Below are 22,335 nucleotides of genomic sequence, written 5' to 3' on the forward strand. Positions count from 1 at the left end.
CGTTGAACGGTTGGGACTTGTGACCCTTAACGACGCTCGGATAAGCGCCGTTAACGCTACGCTAAAGGACGTCTTAACCATCTGTCAATACCTTGGTGCCACTTAATTTCGGCAACCACATCGCGTGCACCGGCATCGCATTTAACGGCACACCTGTCGCAATATCGCGCTCAATAGCGTTGCGACTAACACGCTTCACGGAAACGAACGTCCGGGGTGTGCCGCGTCGGCACACCCCGGACGTAGATAGGGCAATTTAGTTATTAGGATTCAGTGCTGAGCCGCAGGGCATAGCTACGGCCCGAAGTCCCACCACTGGCCGTGGCATTTTCCCGGGTATCCACCCGGATGGTATCCCCGTCATGAGCGTCACCTGCGAGGATCATGCGGGCCAGCTGGTCACCGATCTCCCGCTGGATAAGCCGACGTAGCGGGCGAGCCCCGTAAGCCGGATCGTATCCATCCATCGTCAGGTAATCGCGCGCCGCCGGACTCACATCCAGATGCATCCGCCGCTCACCCAGCCGTTGCTCCAACTGCGTGATTTGCAGATCCACAATCTTGCCGATTTCCTCCATGCTCAGCGGATGGAAAACAATCACGTCATCCAAGCGGTTGAGGAACTCCGGCTTGAAGTGCGCACGCACCGCCGCCATGACCGTGTCATATTGGGCCGCCGCATCCATCGTGGGATCAGCCAAAGCCTGAGAACCCAAATTCGAGGTCAGAATAAGGAGGGTATTGCGGAAGTCCACGGTGCGGCCCTGGCCGTCCGTGAGGCGCCCGTCGTCCAAAACCTGGAGCAGAATATCGAACACATCCGGGTGGGCCTTTTCCACTTCGTCAAGCAGAATCACCGAGTAAGGCCGCCGCCGCACCGCTTCGGTGAGCTGGCCGCCTTCCTCATAGCCCACGTATCCCGGAGGTGCCCCGACCAGCCGCGAAACCGAGTGCTTTTCGGCGTACTCCGACATATCGATACGCACCATGGCGCGCTCGTCGTCGAACATAAAGTCCGCCAGCGACTTCGCCAACTCCGTTTTCCCCACACCCGTAGGCCCGAGGAAGAGGAAGGAACCATCGGGCCGGTTCGGATCCTGCACGCCGGCGCGCGAACGGCGCACCGCATCAGAAACCGCCCGCACCGCATCCTGCTGGCCAATAAGGCGATGCCCGATTTCCTCCTCCATATGGAGGAGTTTCTCCGTTTCGCCCTGCATGAGTTTACCCACCGGCACGCCCGTCCAGGCCGCCACCACTTCGGCAACTTCCTCAGAATCCACCCGCTCAGCAATCATCGGTTCATGATCGCGAGCCTGGCCATCCGCTTCGGCCGCTTCCGCCGCGGCAATCTGGCGTTCTACATCAGGAATATCACCGTTTTGGAGCCGCCCGGCATCCTCATACCGGCCCTCGCGAACCGCTAACTCAAACTCGGTGCGCAACTCATCAAGCTTGACCCGCAAATCACCCACCCGGTTACGCCCGGCCTTCTCATTTTCCCACCGAGCGGTCAGGGCAGCTAATTCTTCTTTGCGATCCGCCAATTCCGCACGGATGGTTTCTAGGCGGTCGGCGGTAGCTGCGTCGTCGTCCTGAGTTTCAGAAAGATAGGACTCCTCCATGGTGAGGCGATCCACCTGGCGCTGCAAAACATCGATTTCCTCCGGGGAAGAATCCAATTCCATGCGCAGGCGGGAGGCCGCTTCGTCAATAAGATCAATGGCCTTATCGGGAAGCTGACGGCCGGTAATATACCGATTCGAGAGCTGCGCCGCGGCAACAAGAGCACCGTCCGTAATTGTTACTTTATGGTGCGCTTCGTATTTCGGGGCGATGCCACGCAAAATTGTGATGGTATCTTCCACCGAGGGTTCACCCACGAAAATCTGCTGGAAACGGCGCTCCAAAGCCGGGTCCTTCTCAATATTTTCGCGGTACTCATCCAAGGTGGTAGCACCGATCAACCGCAATTCCCCGCGCGCGAGCATCGGCTTGAGCATATTTCCAGCATCCATGGCGCCTTCGGAACCGCCACCGGCCCCCACGATGGTATGGATCTCATCAATAAAGGTAACGATTTCACCCGCTGCCTCTCTGATTTCATTCAGGACAGCCTTGAAGCGTTCCTCGAATTCACCGCGGTATTTTGCACCGGCCACCATTGCAGCCACATCCAATTGGATGAGCCGCTTACCGCGCAAAGATTCCGGCACATCGCCATTGACCATGCGCTGCGCCAGCCCCTCCACAACGGCGGTTTTCCCAACACCCGGTTCCCCGATGAGCACCGGATTATTCTTGGTACGCCGGGAAAGGACCTGGACCACGCGGCGGATTTCGCTATCGCGGCCGATCACCGGATCCATTTTCCCTTCCCGAGCCATCGCGGTGAGATCCTGACCGTATTTCTCCAGTGCCTGGAATGTGCCTTCCGGATCCGCGCTATCCACCTTCGAGGTGCGCACGCGCGGCAGGGTAGCACGCAGCGCCTCATGCGAGGCACCGGCGTTCCGGAGGATCTCCCCCGCCTGGGACTGCGAAGCCGCAATCGCCATGAGGAGATGCTCGGTAGAAATATAGGCATCACCCAAACTGGTTGCTTCCTTGCCGGCCTCCGAAATCACCCGCGAGAGCGGGCGCGACGCCCCGGGATTTTGCACCGAATCCCCCGCCGAACGCGGCAACGAAGCCAGCGCCCCGGATACTCGCTCCGCGATCTCCACCCGATTAGCCCCCACCGCTTCGAGCAGGGCAAGAGCAATTCCGCCTTCCTGGGCGAGCAGCGCGCTGAGAAGATGCACCGGCTCCACCTGGGGATTGCCCGCATCCGTCGCCGTGCGAATGGCCTGCGCCAAAGCTTCCTGCGACTTCGTTGTTAGTTTATCCATGACAACTCCTTACATCGGCGGCGGCTACCTGTTCACCACTTCGCCGATCCACTCATAGCAACGCAAGCTTTCTTGAGTCTATTCCACTCAAGTTAGAAGATGTAGCAGTTGCGGGTACCAAGCCACTGAAACGCGCGCAACCCTAATTCTTGGGCGCCGCGATAGATCAACTCCGCAATCGGAGCAATATCCCGATTCAAGAAAAGCTCGCGCAGCGCATCCTGGAATTCCTCGAAATACGCTGCCGGAATAGCTATGGCATCGTATCCGTGGGTCATGAGATACCCGGAAGCCATGAGCCGCGCGGTGCGCTTATTACCATCAAAGTAATACTGTGCCAGCGTGGAGGTAGCGAAAAATTGCACCGCGCTCCGCAGCGGATCGCTCTCATCCAGGCGCGCCAGCGAAGCCGTGAAAATCGCGTGCAGCGCAGCCGGATCCTGGGGTGCTTGGTAGTGCGTACCCGCCACGTCCACATTCCCGTGCTGCCCGCGGACCGCACCTTCTCCCCGAAATACGCCGGAATCAATGAGAGAGTGGTAGGTGAGGGTGCGATGGATGCGGTTCTGGGTGTCCTCATCCATCCGGAACAAACCTGCCCGCACTAGATTTGCGACCAACTCATGGGCGGAAACCATCGCCGCCACATCCTCATCGCTGCGCTTGTGGCCGGGTAGCGGGCGTTCTTCGATCAGGGTCACAACCTCAGGGAGGGTCATAGTTTTACCTTCCAGCGTGGCCATGGACCACACGTGCCCCGAGGTAAGAAAGGCGAAGCGCTCAACCGCTTTTTCTGGCGTGCGGGGTGCAATCGCGGGTGCGGCAGGAGCGGGCAACAGAAAAGCGCCAATGCCATCGCCTACAGAGGCCGGCCGCCCGGTAGCTGCGTCGTCGTACCCGTGATACTGCCGCGACCCGAGGCTATACCGCGACATCATCTTCTTTTTCCTTAATCCAGGTGAGCGCCGCAGGAACGTCACCAACCGCGTACGTATCTACAACCGCGCGCCCGACCCCCACGTAATGTTTGAAGAAATCGATCCACTGCGCTCCCGCGCTCACATCCTCGTCAATCGGGAGCACCCACAGGGGCTGCATGCCGCCCCAGGTGGCAGCCGTTTTATCCAGACGATCAATATCGGCTTGCGGAATATAAAAAATAGGTGTGCCGCTCACCGCGTGATCCAGGCTCGCCGACAGCGCAAGAGCCCCAGAAATCCAATAAGTTTTTGTGATGAGCGCGAGGTTGCGCAATAAATCTTTGCCGGTTTTATCGCTGTAGAGCAGTTGCCCGCCCCGTTCCCGCAGCGGCGCGGCCGGCCCACACGCGGCCAGCAACGACGCGCGATCATGGACGCGCCCGGTTTCCTCCAGCCGAGCCAGCTCGCCCTCATCGGTGGCGGTCAGGCGCCCCTCGATTGCGCGAGAGAAAAGACGTACTGCTGCGTTCGGCTCCATACCCGCTATCCTAGCGGCCGCGTGCCGCGTCGCATATTGCGGGGCCGCGCGGAGCCGCCCCGCGGGGCGCACCCGAACCCGCCCGCCTATACTGGATGAATTGCATACCGAATGGAGGAGGAGCGGTGCCGGAAGGTCACGCTATTCATCGTCACGGACGTATTCTCACGGCGCTTTTCGGTGGGGACGCCGTGGCGGCCAGTTCCCCGCAGGGGCGTTTCGCTGAAGGTGCGGCCCTGCTGGACGGATTGCGCGCCGGGCGGGCCCACGCCTGGGGCAAGCATCTTTTCTGGCCTTTCCTTTCCACTTCCGAACAAGCCGCGGCGGGTGGTATTCCTACCGTTGAGCTTGGCGACCCGCAGGCCACCTGGCTCCATATTCATCTAGGCCTTTACGGAAAATGGGCTTTTGCGGGGCCGGGAGTAGCCGGTTTGCACGGCGCCGGGATTCGGGTGAGCCCCACCGAAGATTCGGGGATGCGCAAAACCATCGACGGCGGGCAAGATGGCACAACGCGCCTGGTCGAGGCGCCGACGGGTGGTCGCGATGGTCTACCGGAAGACAATATTCAAGTCCTGGGAGAATTGGCGACGACGCCGACAACTCGCTTGCGCCTCGCCGGGCCGGAGGCGGTTGCCCAGCTCACCGGCCCTGCCCGCTGCGAGATTCTCAGCGGGGAGGAAGTCCTGGGGGTGATTGCGCGGCTCGGCCCCGATCCTATTCGTAATGAGGAGGGTGACCGGCAGCGATTCGTGGCCGGGGCGCGCCGCCGGAAGATCCCGGCCGGCCAGGTGGTGATGGATCAGGCTGTTGTGGCGGGCCCGGGCAATATTTATCGGGCTGATTGTTTGTGGCGCACCGGGATTTCCCCGCTGCGGCCGGCTAATAAAGTTTCCGAATCCCGGTATCGCGAGCTGTGGGATGATCTGGTGCTGTGCATGGGCCGCGATGTGGATTCCGGGATTATTGTGACGATCCCGCCCGAATTCCAGCCCGATCCGATTCCCGAGGGGGATCCGGAGCTCTCACGCTTCGCGGTGTATCACCGCACCGGCCGCCCGTGCGTGCGCTGCGGCGCAATTATCCGGGAGGAACTCATGGCGGGGCGGCGCCTCTTCTGGTGCCCGGGCTGCCAGCGTTAACCCGCGGGTTTTCTGGGGCCGTACCGCGGCGGGCGGGGTTCACCCGATTGCTTTCTTCGAGGTTCGCCGCGGCGGGCGGGGACCATGCGACCTGCACGGTATCTGCTACCGGGCCGATAATAAGCTGGGCTCGGCCCGGAATATCACGGCGGGCACTCACGCCGCGATAGCGAAAATCTCCGGAGAACAGGACGACCGCCGGGGAGGTAGCCAGGAGCCGCCGCCACAGCGGGAGGTGGCTGAGGTGCGAGGGCTCTGCGGTGGCGAGGATCAGGTGCCACCCGAGTTCTGCGGCATCGACGAGTACCTCGGCGAGGGGTGCGAGCGGAGAACTTTGCGGATCAAGAAGTTCGGCATCATCCACCATGACAATAATCGGTGCGGGTGACGGGGATTGTGGCGGGGCGGGCTCGGTGCGGCGGGTTGTATCTGGAGTATGGGCACGGTCCGCCGTGCTGTGCGTTTGGGTGCGGCGGGCGGCGAGTACCTGGGCGAGGGCTTCCATATCCGCCCGGGCCTGCGTGGTGCTTCGGTAACTTCCCGCGATGAGTTCCGGCGGGAGGTACGTGCGCAGATGGCCATGCGGGTCAATAAGGAAGAGCCGCGGGAGCGGGGATATATGCGTTAATTGCCGGGCGAGGAGGCGCAGCGCCGCGGTTTTCCCCGAACCTGCTTCCCCAATAACAAGAGCATGCCCGGTAGCGGCAAGATCAAGAGTGGCTGGCCCGCGATGGCGAGCGCTCATTCCCAGGTGCAACGAATGTAGCGCGGGCTTGTGGAGGCCGCCTCCCGTGAGTAGGTCCTGGTAGGTGAGGTGGGTGGGAAGTTCCCACAGCTGGGGTGCGGGTGGCCCGGACCAGGCCACGCGGATATTGGCGAGGAGATCACCCCGGTCGAGACCGGGTGAGTCCGGGCCCGAGCCGGGTGGATGCGCGGGCGGCGCGGTTGAATATACGGGCGGCGCGGTTGAATATGCGGGCAGGCTCGCTGCCTCTGAGTGAGCGGAGTACGGCTCGGTGGTGGCGAGTAAAAAATGTTCCCCGGCCGGAGTTATCCCCCGGCCCGGGCAGTCCACCGGCACGGTGGCCGCGCGCCGGTGCGGGGCATGGGAATCATAGGGATCAGCCAGGCGCAGCTCCAGTCGGGTGGTGAAAAAATCGCGCAGGTGCGCGGGAATATCGGTGGGGCGCCCGGCCGTGGTAATAATGTGGATGCGGCTAGCAGGGCCACGCTCAATAAGTTCCGTGAGTGGCTCGTCCAGTTCGGGGCGTGCCCGCAGCACCGACCAACCGCGCAGGAAAATAAATATTTCTCCGAAAGGATCGGGGCTGGGCGATTCCCCGCTGCGTGCGGCTTCGCGAGCGCGAAGCATATTCCTCAGCTCAACCAATCCGGCGCGCATCCGCTCCGGCTCGGAATAATCGACCCGGAAACAAATATGCGGCACATTAATAAGGGCTGCGAGCTCGGCCCCTGAAGCATCGCACAGCGCGTACTGCGCTTCGGCCGGGGTATATCCCAGCGCCAACGCCCCGGCAATAGTCCGCAGGGCTTCATCGCATCCGGCTCCCGGAGCACCGAGCACCAGGAGGTGAGAATCCGCGAGATCAATATGGAGCGCTTCGCGGCGTTGGAGCAGGGGAAGATCGCGCTCGCCGAGCGTGAGCCGGAGCGGGGCGGCGCGCTGGCTCGGCGCATATATCCCAAACCGGGCTGAAGTACGCACCGCGATGAGCTCGGTGAGGTGGCGCGGGCGGGTGAGCGGCTCCAACCAGATCGGGTGGGCCCGCGGCCCGGTCCCCCGCAGCGGTGCGAGTGCCGCAGTGAGTGTGGATGGCCCGGTCTGAACCGTGCCCGCCCCGGAAGCTGCATGAGTGAGCGGGGTGGCTGGTGGCCCGGAGCTGCGTCGTCGTACCGCGGGAACCTGAGCCGGGCGGGCCGCGAGCGGCGCAGAAACATAAAACCCGGTGAAGCGATGCGGCGCACCGCCGCAGGCAAGGAAACCGCAACCGGGCTGGGGTGGGAGGTGGGCGGCCTGCGGGGTGCCGATGACCGCGCGAGATTCGTGCTCGGAAAAAGTGCGCAGCGCGATGCGGTAGGACAGGTGGGAATCCAGGCCGCGCAACCGGCCTTCGTCCAGGCGCTGGGTGGCGAGCAGCAGGTGGATGCCGAGCGAGCGGCCCAGGCGGCCGATGGCGACGATGGTGTCGATGAGATCGGGGTGGTCGGTCAGGAGCTCGGCGAATTCGTCAATAATAATAAGGAGTGGCGCGAGAAGCGGGCCGTCATGGGCGCCGCGAGCGCGCGCTGCCTCGTATTCTCCCAGGTGAGAGTGCTGGCCGTGCTCGGCGAGCAGGTGTTGGCGGCGGTTCATTTCCCCGCGCAGGGTTTCCTCCATGCGCTCGCTCAGGGAGCTATCGCGTTCCAGGTTGGTGACCAGGGCCGCGGTGTGGGGCAGCTCGGCGAAAGGATGGAAACTCGCCCCGCCCTTGTAATCGATCAGGACCAGGTTGAGCTGTTCGGGTGAATGGGTGAGGCAGAGCCCGAGGAGGAGCGTGCGCAGCAGCTCCGATTTCCCGGAGCCGGTGGCGCCCACGAGCAGCCCGTGCGGGCCCATCCCACCGGCCGCGGCCTCGTTGAGATCGAGCCACACCAGGGTGCCTTGCGGATCGAGCCCGAGCGGCACGCGCAAGGTGGCGGCCGGGCGGTGAGTTGGAGAAAGCGAGCCGGGGAGCTGCGGAGCGGAGGACTGTAGAACGGGTGACGAAACGGGCGACGGCGTGAGGGATGGCAATCCGAGCAACTTCGCAAAACCCTGCACGCCGGTGGAATCCTGCGAAGCCGAACCGTGAGCCCGGTAGAGCGCCCGGGCACAATAAGCCGCCCCGTCCAGGTCAAGCAAATCGGGAATCCCCGAGCGTACCCCGGTACTATCGGCGAGGCTGAGATGCGCGGGCTCGGCACCATCCGAATAATCCACAAGCGCGACGAGACTGCCGGGTTCGGGAAGCGGGCCCGCTTCATGCTGGGCAGGCCAGTCGCGTGCGAGCGCGCGGGGTTGATCAGCCGGGCCAGCTTCTTCCGAGGGCCGATTTTCGCGCTCTGATTTTTCCCGGACATGCAAAGCGAGGTGGGAAGAGGAGCCTGGGCAATCAGGCTCCCCGGAAGGCCCCTTAATAATAAGGTGTATGGCCTTTCCGAGCCCCGGTTCCGAGACGGCGTACGGGGGCAGCCAACTGAGCCAGCCCGCCTCGGCCTCAGGCACATGATCGCCCGGGATAATAGCGAGATCACCAGGCGAAAAACTCGCCGCGAGCTGGCAGAGGAGGGCCCGCACCCAGGCCCAGGCCGCCTCCCCACTCACCGTCACAGTGGAATACGAAGGCAGGTCGAGGAGTGCAGGTCCGGGGATCGGGCACTGCACCTCCGTGGCACAGCGGTCCCGCGCCCGGCGGGCGGCGTCGTCGCGCTCCCCCGGAGGATCCTCCGCGAGCGTGACAGTATACGGCGGCGCGAGCAGCGCCTGCCCCACCCGGATCGGGCCCGGTGGCGGTGGCGTGCCGCGGCCCAGGCGCAGCGGGAGCACGAGCGGGGCCGGATAACGTTGCGCTTCCTCGCGAGCACAGGCCTCCAGTATGCGGGCAGCTTCGGCTTCGCACCTGGTCAGGGCGGCGAGGTAGTCGCGCCGCGCGCCGTCGCGTTCCCCGGCGTTACGCCGCAGCCCCACGCCCACGTTGAGGAGCGCGAGCGCGAGCATGAGAACCCCGAGCGTTCCCATGAGGAGAAGCAGATGGGGAGAGCGCCGGGTGGTGGACGTGAGAATCACGAGCATCACCACGGATAGCAGCGCGGGAAGGAACATGACGGCGCTCATTTTCTGCCCACTGCCGCGATAACACGCGGGCGGCGCGGGAATGCACAGGGCCTCCATGGCTTCCTCCTTTCGCGAGCGCGCTCTCCTTGCGGCACACCCTAGCGGGGGTCCGGTTTCTTGGCGAACCGTTATCCACAGCTTCGGTACGACGACGCATTTCTCTCGCAAAGAGCCAGCTGGGCTTGTGGATAACTCTCTGGCCTGTGGATGAGCCCTGGTCAGGTTGCGGCCTTCTTGATACCGTGCCCTCACCCCGCGGCTGCGGCGACATGAGCGGGCGGGTATGCCGAGCGGTATGCCGCGCGCCGGGCGGACGAGTGCTCGGGTAAGCGAGTGCTCGGGTAGGCGGGCGCGGTCACCTAAGAACGCAGAAAGGAGGGCATATGGCCGAAGAACTAGCAGAATCGCGCGGCGCGCAGCCGGCGGATATTGCGATTCCCGTCTGCGTGCATTGCGCGGGGCAGCGCGGCGAATTCGAGCTGGCCAGTTCGCTCTCACTAACGGCGCTTATTCCCGAGGTGCTGCGCCTCCTCGCCCCGGATTTTGCGGCTCCCACCTGGACGGTTCGTACCGCCACCGGGCAACGGCTAGATCCAAGCTTGCCGGCAGGCGGCCAGCTCTCCCCCGGAATCTGCCTTTTTATTGACAGACCTGCACCGCCCACGCCCCCGCGCAGCGACCCGGTTCTCAGCCGCATCCGCCATTCCACTCTGAAGGAGCGCGGCGAACTTTCCTCAGCCACACTCCGCAACTGTGCCACGGTGCTGGTGGTGGTATGCGGGCTGGGCCTGGCCGGATATACCGCGCGGGCCGCGCTCCCCCACATGCTCGCCCTTCCCGTACTGGCCGGGCTCGCGCTTGTTTTCCTCGGTCTTGCCCGCGTGAATTGGGCGCATGCTCGCCGGTGGGAAGGCCCAGGTGGGAGCACGCGGGCGCAGCTGGTGGTGTTAGCTCTACTCGCGGCCAGTGGCTGGACGGGGGCAGCCTGCGGATGGCGCGCGGCCCCGCTGGTTTTACCAGGTGCGGGACCGCGTGGGATTGCAGCCGGGAGCCTTCTCCTTATCATCGCGCTGCTAGCCCGGGCGATAGTTCCCGTGCCGGGCGGCCGCAGTATGCTGCTGAGCTGGGCACTTTGTTTGGCGGGCTGGGGCGGCAGCGCCTTGCTTCACGCCCGACTTGCCGAGCCGGCTGCCCTCGTGATCGTGGTGGCCCTGGTGTGCACGGCCCGCCTGATTGCGCCGATTATCTTGCGGTTGAGCGCGCCCCCGCCGGAGGTGTCCGCCGCCGAAATAGCGGATTTACCGGCGGAGCACAGCCCGGAAAACTGGGCCCGCATTCTCATCCTCCGCGCCCTGGGCGGCGAAGCCGGCACGGTCTTCGTGATCGCCGCGCTGCTACCGCTGGCCTACCGCCCGGATATCCTCAGCGCGGCCATATGCGGCACGGCAGTAACTGTGCTCGGGCTGCGTGCCATAAGTATGCGCGCCGACGCCGCGTTTGTACTTCGGCTTGTCTTCTTCCTTCTTCTTGATGTGGAGCTCTGCGTGCTGGCCATGCGGAATCCGGCAGCGCACGCAGCACCGGGCCTTCTTGCTTGCCTGGCCGCTCCGGCGCTGGTGAGTATTCCCGCTCTGTTCCTCGGATATCGGAGCCCTCGGGAAACATTGGAGACACTGGAGAGCCTGGGGGCTACCGAGCATCGGGGCCGCGGCGAGCACTCTGAGGCCCAGCTTCTTCTCATCCGGCGGATGGAGATCGCCGAGCAGATTCTTACCGCGCTGCTTGGCGCCGGGATAGTTATTGCGATCAGCCCATGGTAAACGCGCGCACGATTATGAGCTCCCGCCGTTTTCGGCGCCGCAGTATTGCGGGCGCGTTGTGGTGGGGGCTGCCGGCTCATGAGGAAGCTCCCCGCCCGGGATTAGCAGGGCTGGCCGGAGCCCTTGGGCTTGCCCTGGTGACTGCGGCCGGTACCGGGGCAGCGCGAGCGCTCTCACCGCAACTTCCCGACGGCTGGGAAGATGGCGCTGTTCTCATCGCTGCGGAGAGCGGGGCGCGCTATCTCAGTTCCGGTGGAATTCTCCATCCCCTCACCACCCTGGCTGGCGCTTATCTTTTGTATCCGGAAGGCGTGGCGACCCATGTGCTCCCGGCTGCCCGGCTCGCAGATGTACCGCGCGGGGCGCCCGTGGGAATTCCGGGTGCTCCCGATTCTCTACCAAGCGCAGCCGAGCTGCGTGACCCGTGGCTGGTGGCCTGCCCCGTGACTGTTACAGATTCACGGGAGGGCAACAAAGAAAATATGCAGGGCACGGCCGCGCCGTTATCCCTGGCGGCCTCAGCCCCACTCCCTGAATTCGGTGGGGCGGTGCTGGTGCGAACAACAAGTGGTTTGTGGCTGGTTGCTGCTGAGCAACGCTACCGGGTGGATATACCGGAAGCCGCTTTCCGTAGTGAGTTTCCGGGCTTACCGGTGCTTGAGGCGCCACCGGCGTGGGTGGAACTCTGGTCAGAAGGCCGGGCCCTCACCCCGCTCAGCGTTCCCGCTGCTGGCGAGTCGGCCGGGTATCTTCCTGGCATCGGGGAGGCCCGGGTTGGTGACCTGGTTGTTTTTGCTGGAAGTGATGGCACCCGCACCTGGTTCCACATCAGTTCGGGCGGGGTGCTCGAACCGCTCTCCCCCACCGCGTTCCACCTGTACCGGCTCTCCGAGCACAGCGCTCGGGCGCGGGTATACGCCCTTGATCCGGCAGCTCGCGCCCATCTTAGTTTTCGCGAAACCGGCCCCGGAGACGGCTGGCCCGCTGATCTCGGCGCGCTCACCGCCTCGGCTTCCGCCCCGACTGCTGGTGCGACTGCCGGTATGGATTCCGAGCGTGGTTCCGCTACCGCTTCAAGCCCAACTTCCGATGCCGCGCAGCCCGGCCCCGCGCGGGTATGCACGGCTTTCCACGCGGGAAGCTCGTTCCTGGTGCACGCACCTGATTCCCCGCTGCTACCCAGCGGAGCTGCGCTCGTGGCCGGCACGGATGCGGGAAGTGCCACCCTCTTGCAGGGAAGCACCCTCGTAGATATCGCCGATCTTGACCAGCTGCGCCGGGCCGCGAATTGGGAAAACATCACTCCGCTTGAGATTCCGCCCGCCTGGCGCGCACTCCTTCCCGAGCCGGCCGTGCATCTTTCCGTCGATGAGCTCTGCACCGATCCTGGCGGTACCGCCCGGACCGATATTGCTGCCTGCACCCGGCACCGGCCGTGAATGACCAGACCCACAAGCCCAGGCCGGGGAGAGGATTTTTCCTCCCCGGCCCGGGCTGTGAGTGACACACGTTGGAGATAGTTAGTGGTTGGTTATCCCGGATTTAGCGGGTGGCGCTGGAGCGAGAATTGGCCCGGTAGCGCAGGGTCAAGCCACCGGCAAGCGCGGTGAGCCCGGCCAGGAGCCAGCCCGCGAGTGCCACACCGGTGCGTTGCAGCTCCGGAGGAGTAGCGGGTGGCGTAGCCGGCGGAGTGGTGGGCGGGGTGGCCGGCGGCGTAGCGGGCGGCGTCGTCGGAGGTACCGGTGGTTCTTCGAAGCGAACGGTCTGTTCGCTATCGAGAGGATCGGTGTGCTCGGAAATGAGCCGGTCGCCCAGGTACACCCATTCGAAAAGAACCACCTCGCGGCCGGCTAAAGCACTCGCATCAAAGTCCAGCTTGATGCGGGCGCATTCGCTGGGCGAACCGGGAACGAAGTCGCTGACTTTGCGTACCGGGGTGCCATCCTTCCCGAGCACCGGCGTCCCATCGGGGAACATGGCGGCCGTTTCGATCCGGTAGGTTTCCCCGGGAATAAGCGCTCCGCTGAGTTCGCATACCTCATCGGTGATCACCGCGTCCGCGGTGGCGCTCAGAATCTGATCGCCGCCGGCACCATTTGTTCCCTCGGTACCATCGGTGCCCGCCGAACCATCTTTGCCGCTGGCATGATCAGCAGCACTCGGAGCGCCATCCCGGGCGCGGGTGGCCAGGCGCGTGAACGTCACCGTCTGGTTGGTATCCTTCAGGTCAGCATGCACGGCAATATCCCGCCCGTCCTGACGCAGAGTTTCCGTGGCTACCACCTTGGTGCCGGCCAGAGTTGCGGCGTCGACCTCAAAAACCACCTCGACGCTACCGTTGGGGTGCTCGGGCACGAAGCGGCTGGTGCTGGTGAGCTCGCTGCCACTGGTATCGCGCAGCGGCTGGCCGCTAGCCGGATCCAGGAGCGCCCCGTGGACCTCGTATTCTTTACCGGGAAGCAGGTGCTGATAAGAAACAGTATCCACCAGGGTGACGGTGCCGGTATTGGGCGCGATATGGGTGTCCTCGTGGTGCATGGTGGTGTGGAGGGACGGTTCGCGGGTCACCGTGAACTGCTCGGTCACATCGGTCACGCTGGTGGCCAGTGGCGCCGCCCGATCATCGCCCGCGAAATCGGAGACCACTACGTAGGTGCCCGGCAGGTTCTCCCCGGCCTCATCCTGCTCCATAATCCAGGACGGGTCGCCCACACTGGGATAGAAACCGTTACGGGCGGGAAGTACCACCGGCTGCCCGATTTGGCGGGCGGCCGCGCGGTTCTCATCGGTGACCGCCTGGCCTTCCGGGAAGAACAGCAGGGTGTGGGTTAGCGTCTGAGTATCCGCCCCAAATCCAGCCCCGCCGGTGAAATCGGGGTGGTTCGCGGGTAGGCCGCTCACCCACACATCATCGACCAGGTAGGTGCCGGACTTCGTTTGGCGAATCGAGAGAGCCGAATCGATCTTCCCGGGGTAGCGCACCGACGTTGTTTCATCGGCCAGCCCGAACGTATCCGACCAGCCGGCCTCAATCCACGGCGTGAACTCGGCCGGTTGGTCCTCCGCGAGGACTTCCCACACCCAGGTGTACATTCCGGGTTTGCTCACCGGCTCGCTCAATTCTGCCCGAATCGGGCCCGGACCTTCGGCAACCACCGTTACCGACCCGATTTTTTCCGAGCTGGCCGGGACCACGCCCGGCTCGGGAACGGCCGTGGGTGAGACATACCAGGCGGTGGCCCGGTACGTAACCGGAATAAAGGGGCCATCCTCAAAAGAACCGTTCGTTCCCGGGCGGCGGCTCCATTCCCCATCCCGGAAATTCTCATCGGCGCGGGCCACGAAAGTATCGCTGAGGACCGTGCCGGTATCTACCACTTTCGCATCAGCCACGTGGGATACCCCGAGAGGCCGGAAGGGGAATTCTTCCCGGGAGGTTTCCTCCGGAAGCCCGTAATGATCAGCCCAATCGGCGTGAATATAGCGGGAGTTCTCCCCCTGCTCGTTTTTGCGGACCTCCCATACCCAGGTGACGAAACCGCGTTTGGGAGTGGAAAGTTCCGCGGTGAGAGTCTGCCCCGGGCCGTTCGCTTGGACCGTGACCGAGCCCAGCACCTCGGCTCCTTCAGGAACGGTATCGCTGCGCTGCGGGGTGGTGCGACCCGCCCAATAGGCGGTAGCCCGGTAGGTGACGGGCACATTTTTCCCCCTCACCTGGGTCCATTTTCCGTCCCCGTAATCCTCCTTGACGGCGGTGGTGAGGGTATCGCGAATAACGCCGTCGGTATTAATAGGACGGGTACTCACCTTCGAGGTGCCAAGCGGCTGGAAATCATAAATAACTTCCCAGGTGCGGCCCGGAACATTGCGAGTGAGGGGATCGCTGACCGGGCGGTGGCCGTAGGTGATGGTGTCTTGAACAGTGCCATCAGCCCCGAAAATAGTCAGGGTGGTGCGAACCGGGGTATCGAAAACGGCTGTATAGCTCACCTGGCCATTCCCGGTGGCCGACCACGCCAGCTCCAGCGGCTTGCTATCGGTCACCCCGCTCCAGGTTGCGCTTCCGCTCGCGTCAAAAACCGCCGGGCCGCTGAGGGTAATAACCACGGGAATTCCGGGCAGCCACGCCTCGGAATCATCCGGGTGCACACCGATACCGCGGATGACACCGCTGCGGTCCCCTTCGCCTTCCACGATTCCACTCACGTAGCCGACGGCGGCGCTGGCGCGCGCTTCCCGCACGTAGCTCTGGGCCCGCTCCTCAATATCAGGACGCTGGGTGCGCACCGCCTGCACCAGTTCGTTCACGGTCTCTTGGGCCCGCCCCGGACGCCCCGGATATTCCTTTTCGAAATTAACGTGGATGAGGTAGCTCAACGCAGCCAGGTTGAGATCATCAGCGGTATTTCCTTCATAGCGGTTGAGCAGCCAGGCCATTTGCGGGGTGCTCAGCTGCAATTCCCCCGGCCCGAGCGCCCGGGATTCGGTAAGGGTCGTAATATCGACCATTTCCCCGGGGCCAGGATCGGCATATTTCGCCTGGATACACCAGATGGGATAGCCTTCCACCGCCACCCCGTTAATTGATTGCGTTTCCGCGTAATGGGGGCCGAGGCGGAGGTGGCCAACAATATTCACACCTTTAATTTCGATGCCGCGGCCAACAGAATGATCCCAATCGGCGCGCGCTCCGGCACCGCCGAACAGACCGGCGCCCGCCAGAGCGAACACCATGAGAAAAGCAAGAAATACCCGAATCACATGTGGGGTGGGTTTCGGGCCCGTGGTTATTGCCATGGTGGATACGAGTCCTTTCACAATATTATTTTTTGCATGACGAAATAGAGCCATGATGAAGCTGCTCTACCCGAAGAGGCGAGCCACCGCCCGGTCAGCCGCGCGATAGTTCTGCGAAGCGCATTCCACCTGCTGGCCAATGCGCGCGTATATATCATTCAGGGAACGGGCCGCGGCATGCCATCGCGTTTGCGCGGCTTCGTAGGCTGCCTGAGACTGCCCGTCCCAATCCGCCATCGCGGTGCGTATTCGCGCATCGAGCTGCGCGAGCACCCCCTCGATGCGGGAAGCGTGGGCAGCCATATCAGCCGCCCCCGCGGAGAGTTCCCCAAAATGAGCACGAAGCTCGGTCATAACAATCCTTTCTTTAAGTGTGCGGATACCCCGGCGAGCACGCTGACACAGACGCACCGACGCGATCACGCTGAAACGGGCACTACCACGCCGTTGAAGCACGGGCGGCCGGAGCTATGACGCAGCGCTATTACGCCGCCGGCAGATCCCCGACTAGCGCGGCCATGCGGGAAAAATCCGCGCGGGTGGCCGCGTCTGTTTCAGCGACGGTGGCATCAGCGCGGCCCAGGCGCGCCCCGTAATCAGCCAGCAGAGCAAGCAGTTTTTCGCTGGCCGCGCGGTATTCCTCCAGCGCAGCGGCGAAAGTTACCGGAGCGGTACCCCGCCAGCCGGCATGCCAGGCGGCAATGCGGTCCATAGTTGAGTGCAGGTGGGCGCGCAACTCCTCCTGAGCCTGGGTAACGAGCGCGCGAACGGTGAGAATCGAATCATTAGCGACCCGCAATTGTGCGGTGGATACAGCCATACATCCCCCTGAGGTACGTAGGTGGTGGCGCGCGGGTGGTGAGAGTTCCGCGCTTCGGACGCCGGCCGGTGAGGACCGGTGTTCCAATGGTGGCTGATAAAAGTGGTGCTTGTCGAGAGGGAGAAAATGTTATCCACAGGCACGAGCCCCGCGGGCGTGTCACCCACAGGCAGACCGGCTTTGACCGGCCTAGCGTACCCGTGCCCGGCGGCGCCGTCGTACCTCATTACCCTGTTTTAGGGCGACGACGCCGCGCCGCTTCCGCGGCGCCCTATCCGGCGCTACAGGAAATAAGCCACCAAAGCGACCATCGAAATAACGAAAGCGATGCCGATAATGGTGGCACGTTGCCAGAAGAGGCGGCGGCGCGGGTAGTAGCTCTGCCCGGGCTGGTAGCCGCCGAAATCATAGCCGCCGCTCAGTTCTTCTTCGGATTCGATAGCGGGATCTTCCCCGGTGGCACTGCCGCGCTGCTGGTCATCATGCCGGCGGCCGAATTGGCGTTTCCTCACGGTTTCCTCCGTCTCCGGGTGGCTGGCTCCCGGTAGGAATATGGTAGTGCATCCATATGAACATGAGGGCTACTATCCTGGACGTATGTCGTCGAAGAAAAATAAGCCGGCCGGGACTCCGGCCCTCCTCGCCCTGGAGAAAGCCGGCGTAGAGTTCACGATTCTTGAGTACGAACAAAGTTTGCATCACGAGCACGGATTCGCCCTCGATTCCGCCGCTGAGCTGGGGATGGATCCCCGTGTTATTTTCAAAACCCTGCTGGCGCGGGTGGATGGGAAGGCGGTGTGCGCGGTGGTGCCGGCTGCCGCCATGCTCAATCTCAAGTCCCTGGCGAAGGCGGCGGGCGGCAAAAAGGCCGCGATGATGGATCCGCATGATGCCGAGAAACTCACCGGCTACGTGACCGGGGGTATTTCGCCGCTGGGTCAAAAACACCGCAGCCCGATTTTTATTGACGCCTCGGCGCGCGAGCTGGAGGCGATGGTGGTGTCGGGTGGAAAACGCGGACTCTCGGTGCGGCTGGCTCCGGCTGATTTAGCGGCCGCGGCGCGCGCGACGTTCGCGCCGGTCGCTGATTTTAGCCGGCACACTTAAGCCGGCCCGGCGGGCCGGGGCGCGGCGGCTCAGCGGCGTGGCGGCTCAGCACCGCCCGCCCGCTCATACCTCCCGCTTACTCAGCCGGCCCGGCTTCGAGCGCCGCCACGTCCACGTACCAGGGCCCGCGGCGCAGCGCCTGAATATCCAGCTGCTCGGCGAAGTCCGCGGCCGTGCGCACCTCCAGCCCCAGCGAACGCCCAATGAGCGCCAGCACATCGGCTGCGCTCCAGCCGTATTCGGCGAGCGCCCGCATGGTCACGGCCCCGTCGCGTTTGGCCAGGCGCGCGCCGGCCTGGTTGAGAACCATGGGCACATGCCAATATTCCGGGGTGGGCGCCCCGAGCAGACGCTGCAAATACACCTGCCGGGGCGTGGACGGCGCCAAATCTGCCCCGCGCGTGACCTGGGTAATATGCTCAAGCGCATCATCCACCACGGAGGCAAAATTGTAGGCGTAACGACCATCGCCACGCCGAATCACAAAATCGTCGACGACGCCGCTTACCTCCCCGCACACCTCATCGTGAATGCTCAGTTCTTTCACCTCGGTGCGCAGCCGCAGGGCCGGCTGGCGGCCCACCGCCGCGAGCTTGGCGCGCCCGGCCCGACGGCCGGCCGCGCTCAGGTCCCGGCAGGTGCCCGGGTATACCCCGGGCGCCCCGTGGGGCGCCCGGGCGGCGTCGGCTAAATCACGCCGGGTGCAATAGCACTCGTAGAGCAGTCCACGTTCCCACAGGGACGCGAAGGCGGCGTCGTACCCCGCGGTGCGTTGGGATTGGATCTGGACCGGGCCGTCCCAGGTGATGCCAAGGGCGCGCAGGTCCGCGAGCTGGCGCTCCTGGAACTGCGGGCGAGACCGTTCGTCCATATCCTCCACGCGCATGAGGAAGCCGCGCCCGCTGCGCCGGGCCAGAGCCCAGGCGAGGAGCGCGGTGCGGAGATTCCCGAGGTGCAGGTCTCCGCTCGGCGAGGGTGCGTATCGGCCGTACTCCACGGTTTAGGCCAGCGAACCCATCGGATCCCAGGCGGGCAGCACTTCCGGTTCGGTTTCCAGCGCGGCCAGCAGCTCGGCGGAAAGGCGATCCTTGGTGACCGCAACTTCGAAAACGTGCTGGTCGAACCAGGAATCGTTCATGGTCCAGAAGCCCTTATCGGCGTGCTCATCGCCCCAGGAGTTTTCGATGCGCCAGCGGCGCGGGCTGCCATCTTCACGCAGATCAACGCCGGTGAACACCATGGCGTGCGTCATCATCGCTTCGCCGTAGTAGAGCTCATCGGCCTTGGAAAGCGCCAGGTCAATCCCGTAGGTGCCTTCGTAATCGTAGAGCTGGCCGTCCCAAATACCGCGTTCGCGATCCGACTGCTTGCCGGTATCGCAACCCATCCACACGGGCTGGCCGTCCTTGAGGGTGGCGATGGTGGCTTCGCGGATGACCTCGATAGGCACATTGAGGTAGGTGACCGGCTTGGCGCCCACCACATTGCCGAGGCGATCCACGGTGTAGAGCTTGCCGTACTCATTACGCGGATCGTTGACGATGCACACGTACTGGTCCAGATCCGGCAGGTACTTCTGCGCGAATTCCACCGGGGTCATCTTCCCTTCGCGATGGAAGTTCCCCTCCTCATCTTCGTACTGCCATACAAAGCTTTCCGGCGGGGTGCCCAGGTGAATCGCCAGCACCCGGTAGACCTGCCCCATGAACTTTTCGCGCACGGCTTCGCGCTGGCCGGCTTCGGCTTCGCGAATATCATGGGCGGCGCGGCGCAGCAGCATTTCCAGGGTGCGGTTCATGAGCTGGGTATTGGAAGAGGATTCCGTTTCCGGCATCGCGAACTTCGGGCAGGCCCCGTACTTGTCCACCAGGGCCACGAACATATTCCACTGCCCGCCGTCCCCAATGGGATCGGACAGCAGGTAGTGCACGGTGCGGTCATCAACCGGGCGGTCCGCCAGCTCAATCATGGAGGTGAGGAAATAATTGGCCTTCTCCAGCTTGTCGTAGAAATGCTGGAAAGACTGGGAGAACTCGAAGTTCTTCAGGCCGGTGGCGCGATTGACGAGCATCTTCAGCGAGCTGAGCCCGGAGAAAAGCCAGCAGCGCCCGGACTTCTTCTGGTTATTCACCTTCCAGGTGTCCACCTTCACCGACATGGACGGATCAATCGCGTTAATAACATCGCGATCCTGCGCGACCTTCGTGATCGAGGTCTGGGTGACGGCGTTCTGGACGATGCGAGCGGTGCGATCCGCCGCGAAATCCGCCGCAAACTTCTTCACCATATCGGTCTCAAGTGCCTGGGCCATTCATAACTCCTTCATTGTCGTAACTGTGCCAAGGTCCCTCACTATGCTACCTTGCAGGCGCAGGCCCGCCACGGGCATGTGTCCCGAAAGGTTATGTATGCGTTTTTCGATTGGTCGTTTCGGTGCGCCTCATCGTTCCGGTGCATCTGGGAACCGCGTCCGCGCATCCGGTGCTCCCGGTGCTTCCGATGCCTCCGAGCGCGCATCCGGTGCCGCTTCCCCTTCGCCGCACCGGCGCATGTGGAACGTGATCGCCGCGCTGCTGGTGGTCCTCGCGGTGGCGCTGATCCAGTTGTGGCGCGCTGATTCGGATTCGGCGCCGGAGCCTGGTGGTGCTGGCCGCGCGAGTGGCGCGGCGGGCAGCGCGAGCAGCGGCGAACTCACCGCGTCCGAGGCACTTTCCGCCCTGAGCGAGCTCCCCGGGGGTCGCCCCGATTCCGGGCGTGGTTATTCGCGCGCCGAGTTCGGCCTGGGAGATGGCTGGCCCGATACCGACGGAGACGGCTGCACGGTGCGTAATGAAGTGCTGCGCCGCGATCTCGCGGGAGTCACCTTTTGGTCGGGGAAGTCCACGCCGCCCGGCTGCGTCGTCGCCACTGGAACCCTCCGCGACCCGTATAGCGGAACGGTGATTTCTTTTGACCGCGCCCGCGCCCCCGAGGCGGTGACGATTGATCACGTTGTTGCGCTTTACGATGCGTGGCGGGCCGGGGCGCAGGACTGGGACGCGGATACGCGCGCGCAATTCGCCACCGACCCGCTCAATTTGCTGGCGGTCTCCGGGGCGGCGAATAAGGAGAAGGGTCACGCCACCGCCGCGCAGTGGTTGCCGGATAACCCGGCTTTTGTGTGCGAATACGCCGCGCGGCAGGTGGCGGTCAAGCGTGCGTACGGGCTTCGGGTCGACGACGACGAACGTCACGCCCTGCACGAGGTGCTATCCGATTGCGTCCGGTAAGCCGAGGTTGCGGGTGGGGCTAGCTCTGGCTTACTCGGGCAGCGCCTGCTCGTAGTGGCTTTGGAGATTGAGCCAGAATTGCTCGGTGGTGCCGAAGAATTCGCTGAGCTGCCGCGCAATATCTGCGGTGATCCGGCCTTGGCCCCGAATAATCTCGTGGATGCGGGATGCGGGAATTTTCGCGGATTTCGCGAGTGCTTCAGGGGCGATACCCATCGGTACCAGGAACTCTTCGTTGAGGATTTCTCCCGGATGAATCAAGGCAATTGTGCCGGTCATGATGCCTCCCTGGGCTGGGTGGATACGGTACCTTCGCACGGCGATGCGGCGGAGCAGCTGCGGGTCACGGGCGCAGCACGATCACGCAACAGCTACCGCAAGCCTATCCGGTTATTCGCTTGGCGTCACGAGCTTAAAATGCGCCTCCGCGACGCTTGGAGTACGCAAAGTGCAACCTGAGGACATCGGGGCCCACAGGATGTGAGTTCTGGACACTGCCTCCCACAGGATGTGCGTAAGGAACACGAAACCGGGTGAAAACGGTGCTCTCCCGCACACTTTGTTTTCCGGGGCTGGCTTGGATCCTGTCTAGAGCCGGGCCGGGTAGTATCGGCGCCTGATTGGGGAGGAGCTGACACGAATCCCGTCCTGCGACGGTGTCGACAAAGTGGTACTGGAGAACATCGGGCCTGACAGAGTGGTACTACACGACAGAAAATCGGGGGTTGGTTGTAGCTCCAGTACCACTTTGCGATCCGGCCCGATGAGAGACGGGTGGGTGCTGGAACTCACGGTCCCGGCACCCACCCGTGTTGGTAGAAATATGGAGGTTAGCGGCGCACCGTTGGGGTGTCGGTACCGTTACCGTCCCAGTCTCCGATGAAGAGCTCATCGCTTACCCGCCCGTACGGGAGGGTGTGATCAGCGTTTCCGCTCACCAGGGAGTTATTGACGTGGATGGTATTGCCGCGGCGAATCGAGAGGGTGTCCCGGCCATCGCCGTCGAAATCTCCCGCGAGGGTGGCATCGCCGGCTCGGCCGTAGGAGAAGGAGGTATCTGCCGCGCCGCTGGCCAGCGAGTTCTTCACGTAGAAGACATTCCCACGCCGCACCGCAAACGTATCAACACCATCACCATCCCAATCACCGACCAGGAC

At 63.7% G+C, this 22,335-nt stretch carries 16 protein-coding genes and 1 pseudogene; 5 read left to right on the top strand and 12 right to left on the bottom strand.

The annotated features are described in order from the left end of the window. Positions 1-263: 263 nt before the first annotated feature. The 3 genes from clpB to ACRQDJ_RS04590 all read right to left on the bottom strand — a co-directional run bounded on the left by clpB (position 264) and on the right by ACRQDJ_RS04590 (position 4,349). Positions 264-2,891: an ATP-dependent chaperone ClpB gene (clpB, locus tag ACRQDJ_RS04580; protein WP_284904291.1), complete on the bottom strand. Its 2,628-nt coding sequence runs from the start codon at positions 2,889-2,891 to the stop codon at positions 264-266. A gap of 92 nt (positions 2,892-2,983) precedes the next feature. Then, positions 2,984-3,829, bottom strand: coding sequence for a Fic family protein (locus ACRQDJ_RS04585; protein ID WP_435717833.1), 846 nt, complete (start codon positions 3,827-3,829; stop codon positions 2,984-2,986). Then, a complete protein-coding gene (locus tag ACRQDJ_RS04590) occupies positions 3,813-4,349 on the bottom strand; it encodes a hypothetical protein (RefSeq protein ID WP_284904295.1) in 537 nt (178 codons plus the stop codon). The genes ACRQDJ_RS04585 and ACRQDJ_RS04590 overlap by 17 nt, the downstream gene beginning before the upstream one ends. A gap of 125 nt (positions 4,350-4,474) precedes the next feature. On the opposite strand from ACRQDJ_RS04590, the gene ACRQDJ_RS04595 reads away from it, so the two are divergent. Continuing rightward, entirely contained in the window at positions 4,475-5,491 is a 1,017-nt protein-coding gene (locus ACRQDJ_RS04595) for an Fpg/Nei family DNA glycosylase (protein ID WP_284904296.1), read from the top strand. Here ACRQDJ_RS04595 and ACRQDJ_RS04600 read toward each other — a convergent pair. After that, positions 5,445-9,422, bottom strand: a complete 3,978-nt coding sequence (locus ACRQDJ_RS04600) for an FtsK/SpoIIIE domain-containing protein (protein WP_284904298.1) — start codon at positions 9,420-9,422, stop codon at positions 5,445-5,447. The two genes, ACRQDJ_RS04595 and ACRQDJ_RS04600, sit on opposite strands and share 47 nt — an antisense overlap. 326 nt (positions 9,423-9,748) lie before the next feature. Here ACRQDJ_RS04600 and ACRQDJ_RS04605 point away from each other — a divergent pair, with 326 nt between their 5' ends. Further along, on the top strand, positions 9,749-11,185 hold the full coding sequence (locus ACRQDJ_RS04605) for a hypothetical protein (protein ID WP_284904299.1): 1,437 nt from the start codon (positions 9,749-9,751) through the stop codon (positions 11,183-11,185). Further along, positions 11,179-12,624: a type VII secretion protein EccB gene (locus ACRQDJ_RS04610; RefSeq protein ID WP_284904300.1), complete on the top strand. Its 1,446-nt coding sequence runs from the start codon at positions 11,179-11,181 to the stop codon at positions 12,622-12,624. The genes ACRQDJ_RS04605 and ACRQDJ_RS04610 overlap by 7 nt, the downstream gene beginning before the upstream one ends. 103 nt (positions 12,625-12,727) lie before the next feature. Here the strand turns inward: ACRQDJ_RS04610 and ACRQDJ_RS04615 are convergent, their stop codons facing one another. The 4 genes from ACRQDJ_RS04615 to ACRQDJ_RS04630 form a co-directional block, all read right to left on the bottom strand. Then, positions 12,728-16,003 (bottom strand): VaFE repeat-containing surface-anchored protein, encoded by a 3,276-nt coding sequence (locus ACRQDJ_RS04615; RefSeq protein WP_284904301.1) that lies wholly within the window; start codon positions 16,001-16,003, stop codon positions 12,728-12,730. A 45-nt stretch (positions 16,004-16,048) separates the two neighbouring features. Continuing rightward, positions 16,049-16,336, bottom strand: coding sequence for a WXG100 family type VII secretion target (locus tag ACRQDJ_RS04620; RefSeq protein ID WP_284891526.1), 288 nt, complete (start codon positions 16,334-16,336; stop codon positions 16,049-16,051). A gap of 130 nt (positions 16,337-16,466) precedes the next feature. Continuing rightward, on the bottom strand, positions 16,467-16,802 hold the full coding sequence (locus tag ACRQDJ_RS04625; protein ID WP_284904302.1) for a WXG100 family type VII secretion target: 336 nt from the start codon (positions 16,800-16,802) through the stop codon (positions 16,467-16,469). A 281-nt stretch (positions 16,803-17,083) separates the two neighbouring features. Then, a complete protein-coding gene (locus tag ACRQDJ_RS04630; protein ID WP_087069974.1) occupies positions 17,084-17,314 on the bottom strand; it encodes a hypothetical protein in 231 nt (76 codons plus the stop codon). Positions 17,315-17,399: 85 nt separating this feature from the next. Between ACRQDJ_RS04630 and ybaK the strand changes: the two genes are divergently transcribed. Continuing rightward, positions 17,400-17,909 (top strand): Cys-tRNA(Pro) deacylase, encoded by a 510-nt coding sequence (gene ybaK / locus ACRQDJ_RS04635; RefSeq protein WP_284904303.1) that lies wholly within the window; start codon positions 17,400-17,402, stop codon positions 17,907-17,909. 76 nt (positions 17,910-17,985) lie between these two features. On the opposite strand, the gene gluQRS is transcribed toward ybaK, so the two are convergent. Both gluQRS and ACRQDJ_RS04645 read right to left on the bottom strand, forming a co-directional pair. Continuing rightward, positions 17,986-18,906 (bottom strand): tRNA glutamyl-Q(34) synthetase GluQRS, encoded by a 921-nt coding sequence (gene gluQRS / locus ACRQDJ_RS04640; RefSeq protein WP_284904304.1) that lies wholly within the window; start codon positions 18,904-18,906, stop codon positions 17,986-17,988. Between the two features lie 3 nt (positions 18,907-18,909). Further along, entirely contained in the window at positions 18,910-20,220 is a 1,311-nt protein-coding gene (locus ACRQDJ_RS04645; RefSeq protein ID WP_284904305.1) for a C1 family peptidase, read from the bottom strand. A 97-nt stretch (positions 20,221-20,317) separates the two neighbouring features. Here ACRQDJ_RS04645 and ACRQDJ_RS04650 point away from each other — a divergent pair, with 97 nt between their 5' ends. After that, the gene (locus tag ACRQDJ_RS04650) at positions 20,318-21,178 is read left to right on the top strand and encodes an HNH endonuclease family protein (RefSeq protein ID WP_284904307.1); all 861 of its coding nucleotides are present in this window, start codon (positions 20,318-20,320) and stop codon (positions 21,176-21,178) included. A 30-nt stretch (positions 21,179-21,208) separates the two neighbouring features. Here the strand turns inward: ACRQDJ_RS04650 and ACRQDJ_RS04655 are convergent, their stop codons facing one another. Beyond that, positions 21,209-21,457 carry a HigA family addiction module antitoxin gene (locus tag ACRQDJ_RS04655; protein ID WP_284904309.1) on the bottom strand — a complete coding sequence of 83 codons (249 nt, stop codon included), beginning with the start codon at positions 21,455-21,457 and terminating at the stop codon, positions 21,209-21,211. 551 nt (positions 21,458-22,008) lie between these two features. Beyond that, a pseudogene (locus tag ACRQDJ_RS04660) lies at positions 22,009-22,335 on the bottom strand (ExeM/NucH family extracellular endonuclease); the annotation flags it as partial.

Origin of the sequence: Actinotignum urematis (assembly GCF_051264595.1) — a bacterium.
Lineage (GTDB): Bacteria > Actinomycetota > Actinomycetes > Actinomycetales > Actinomycetaceae > Actinotignum > Actinotignum timonense_A.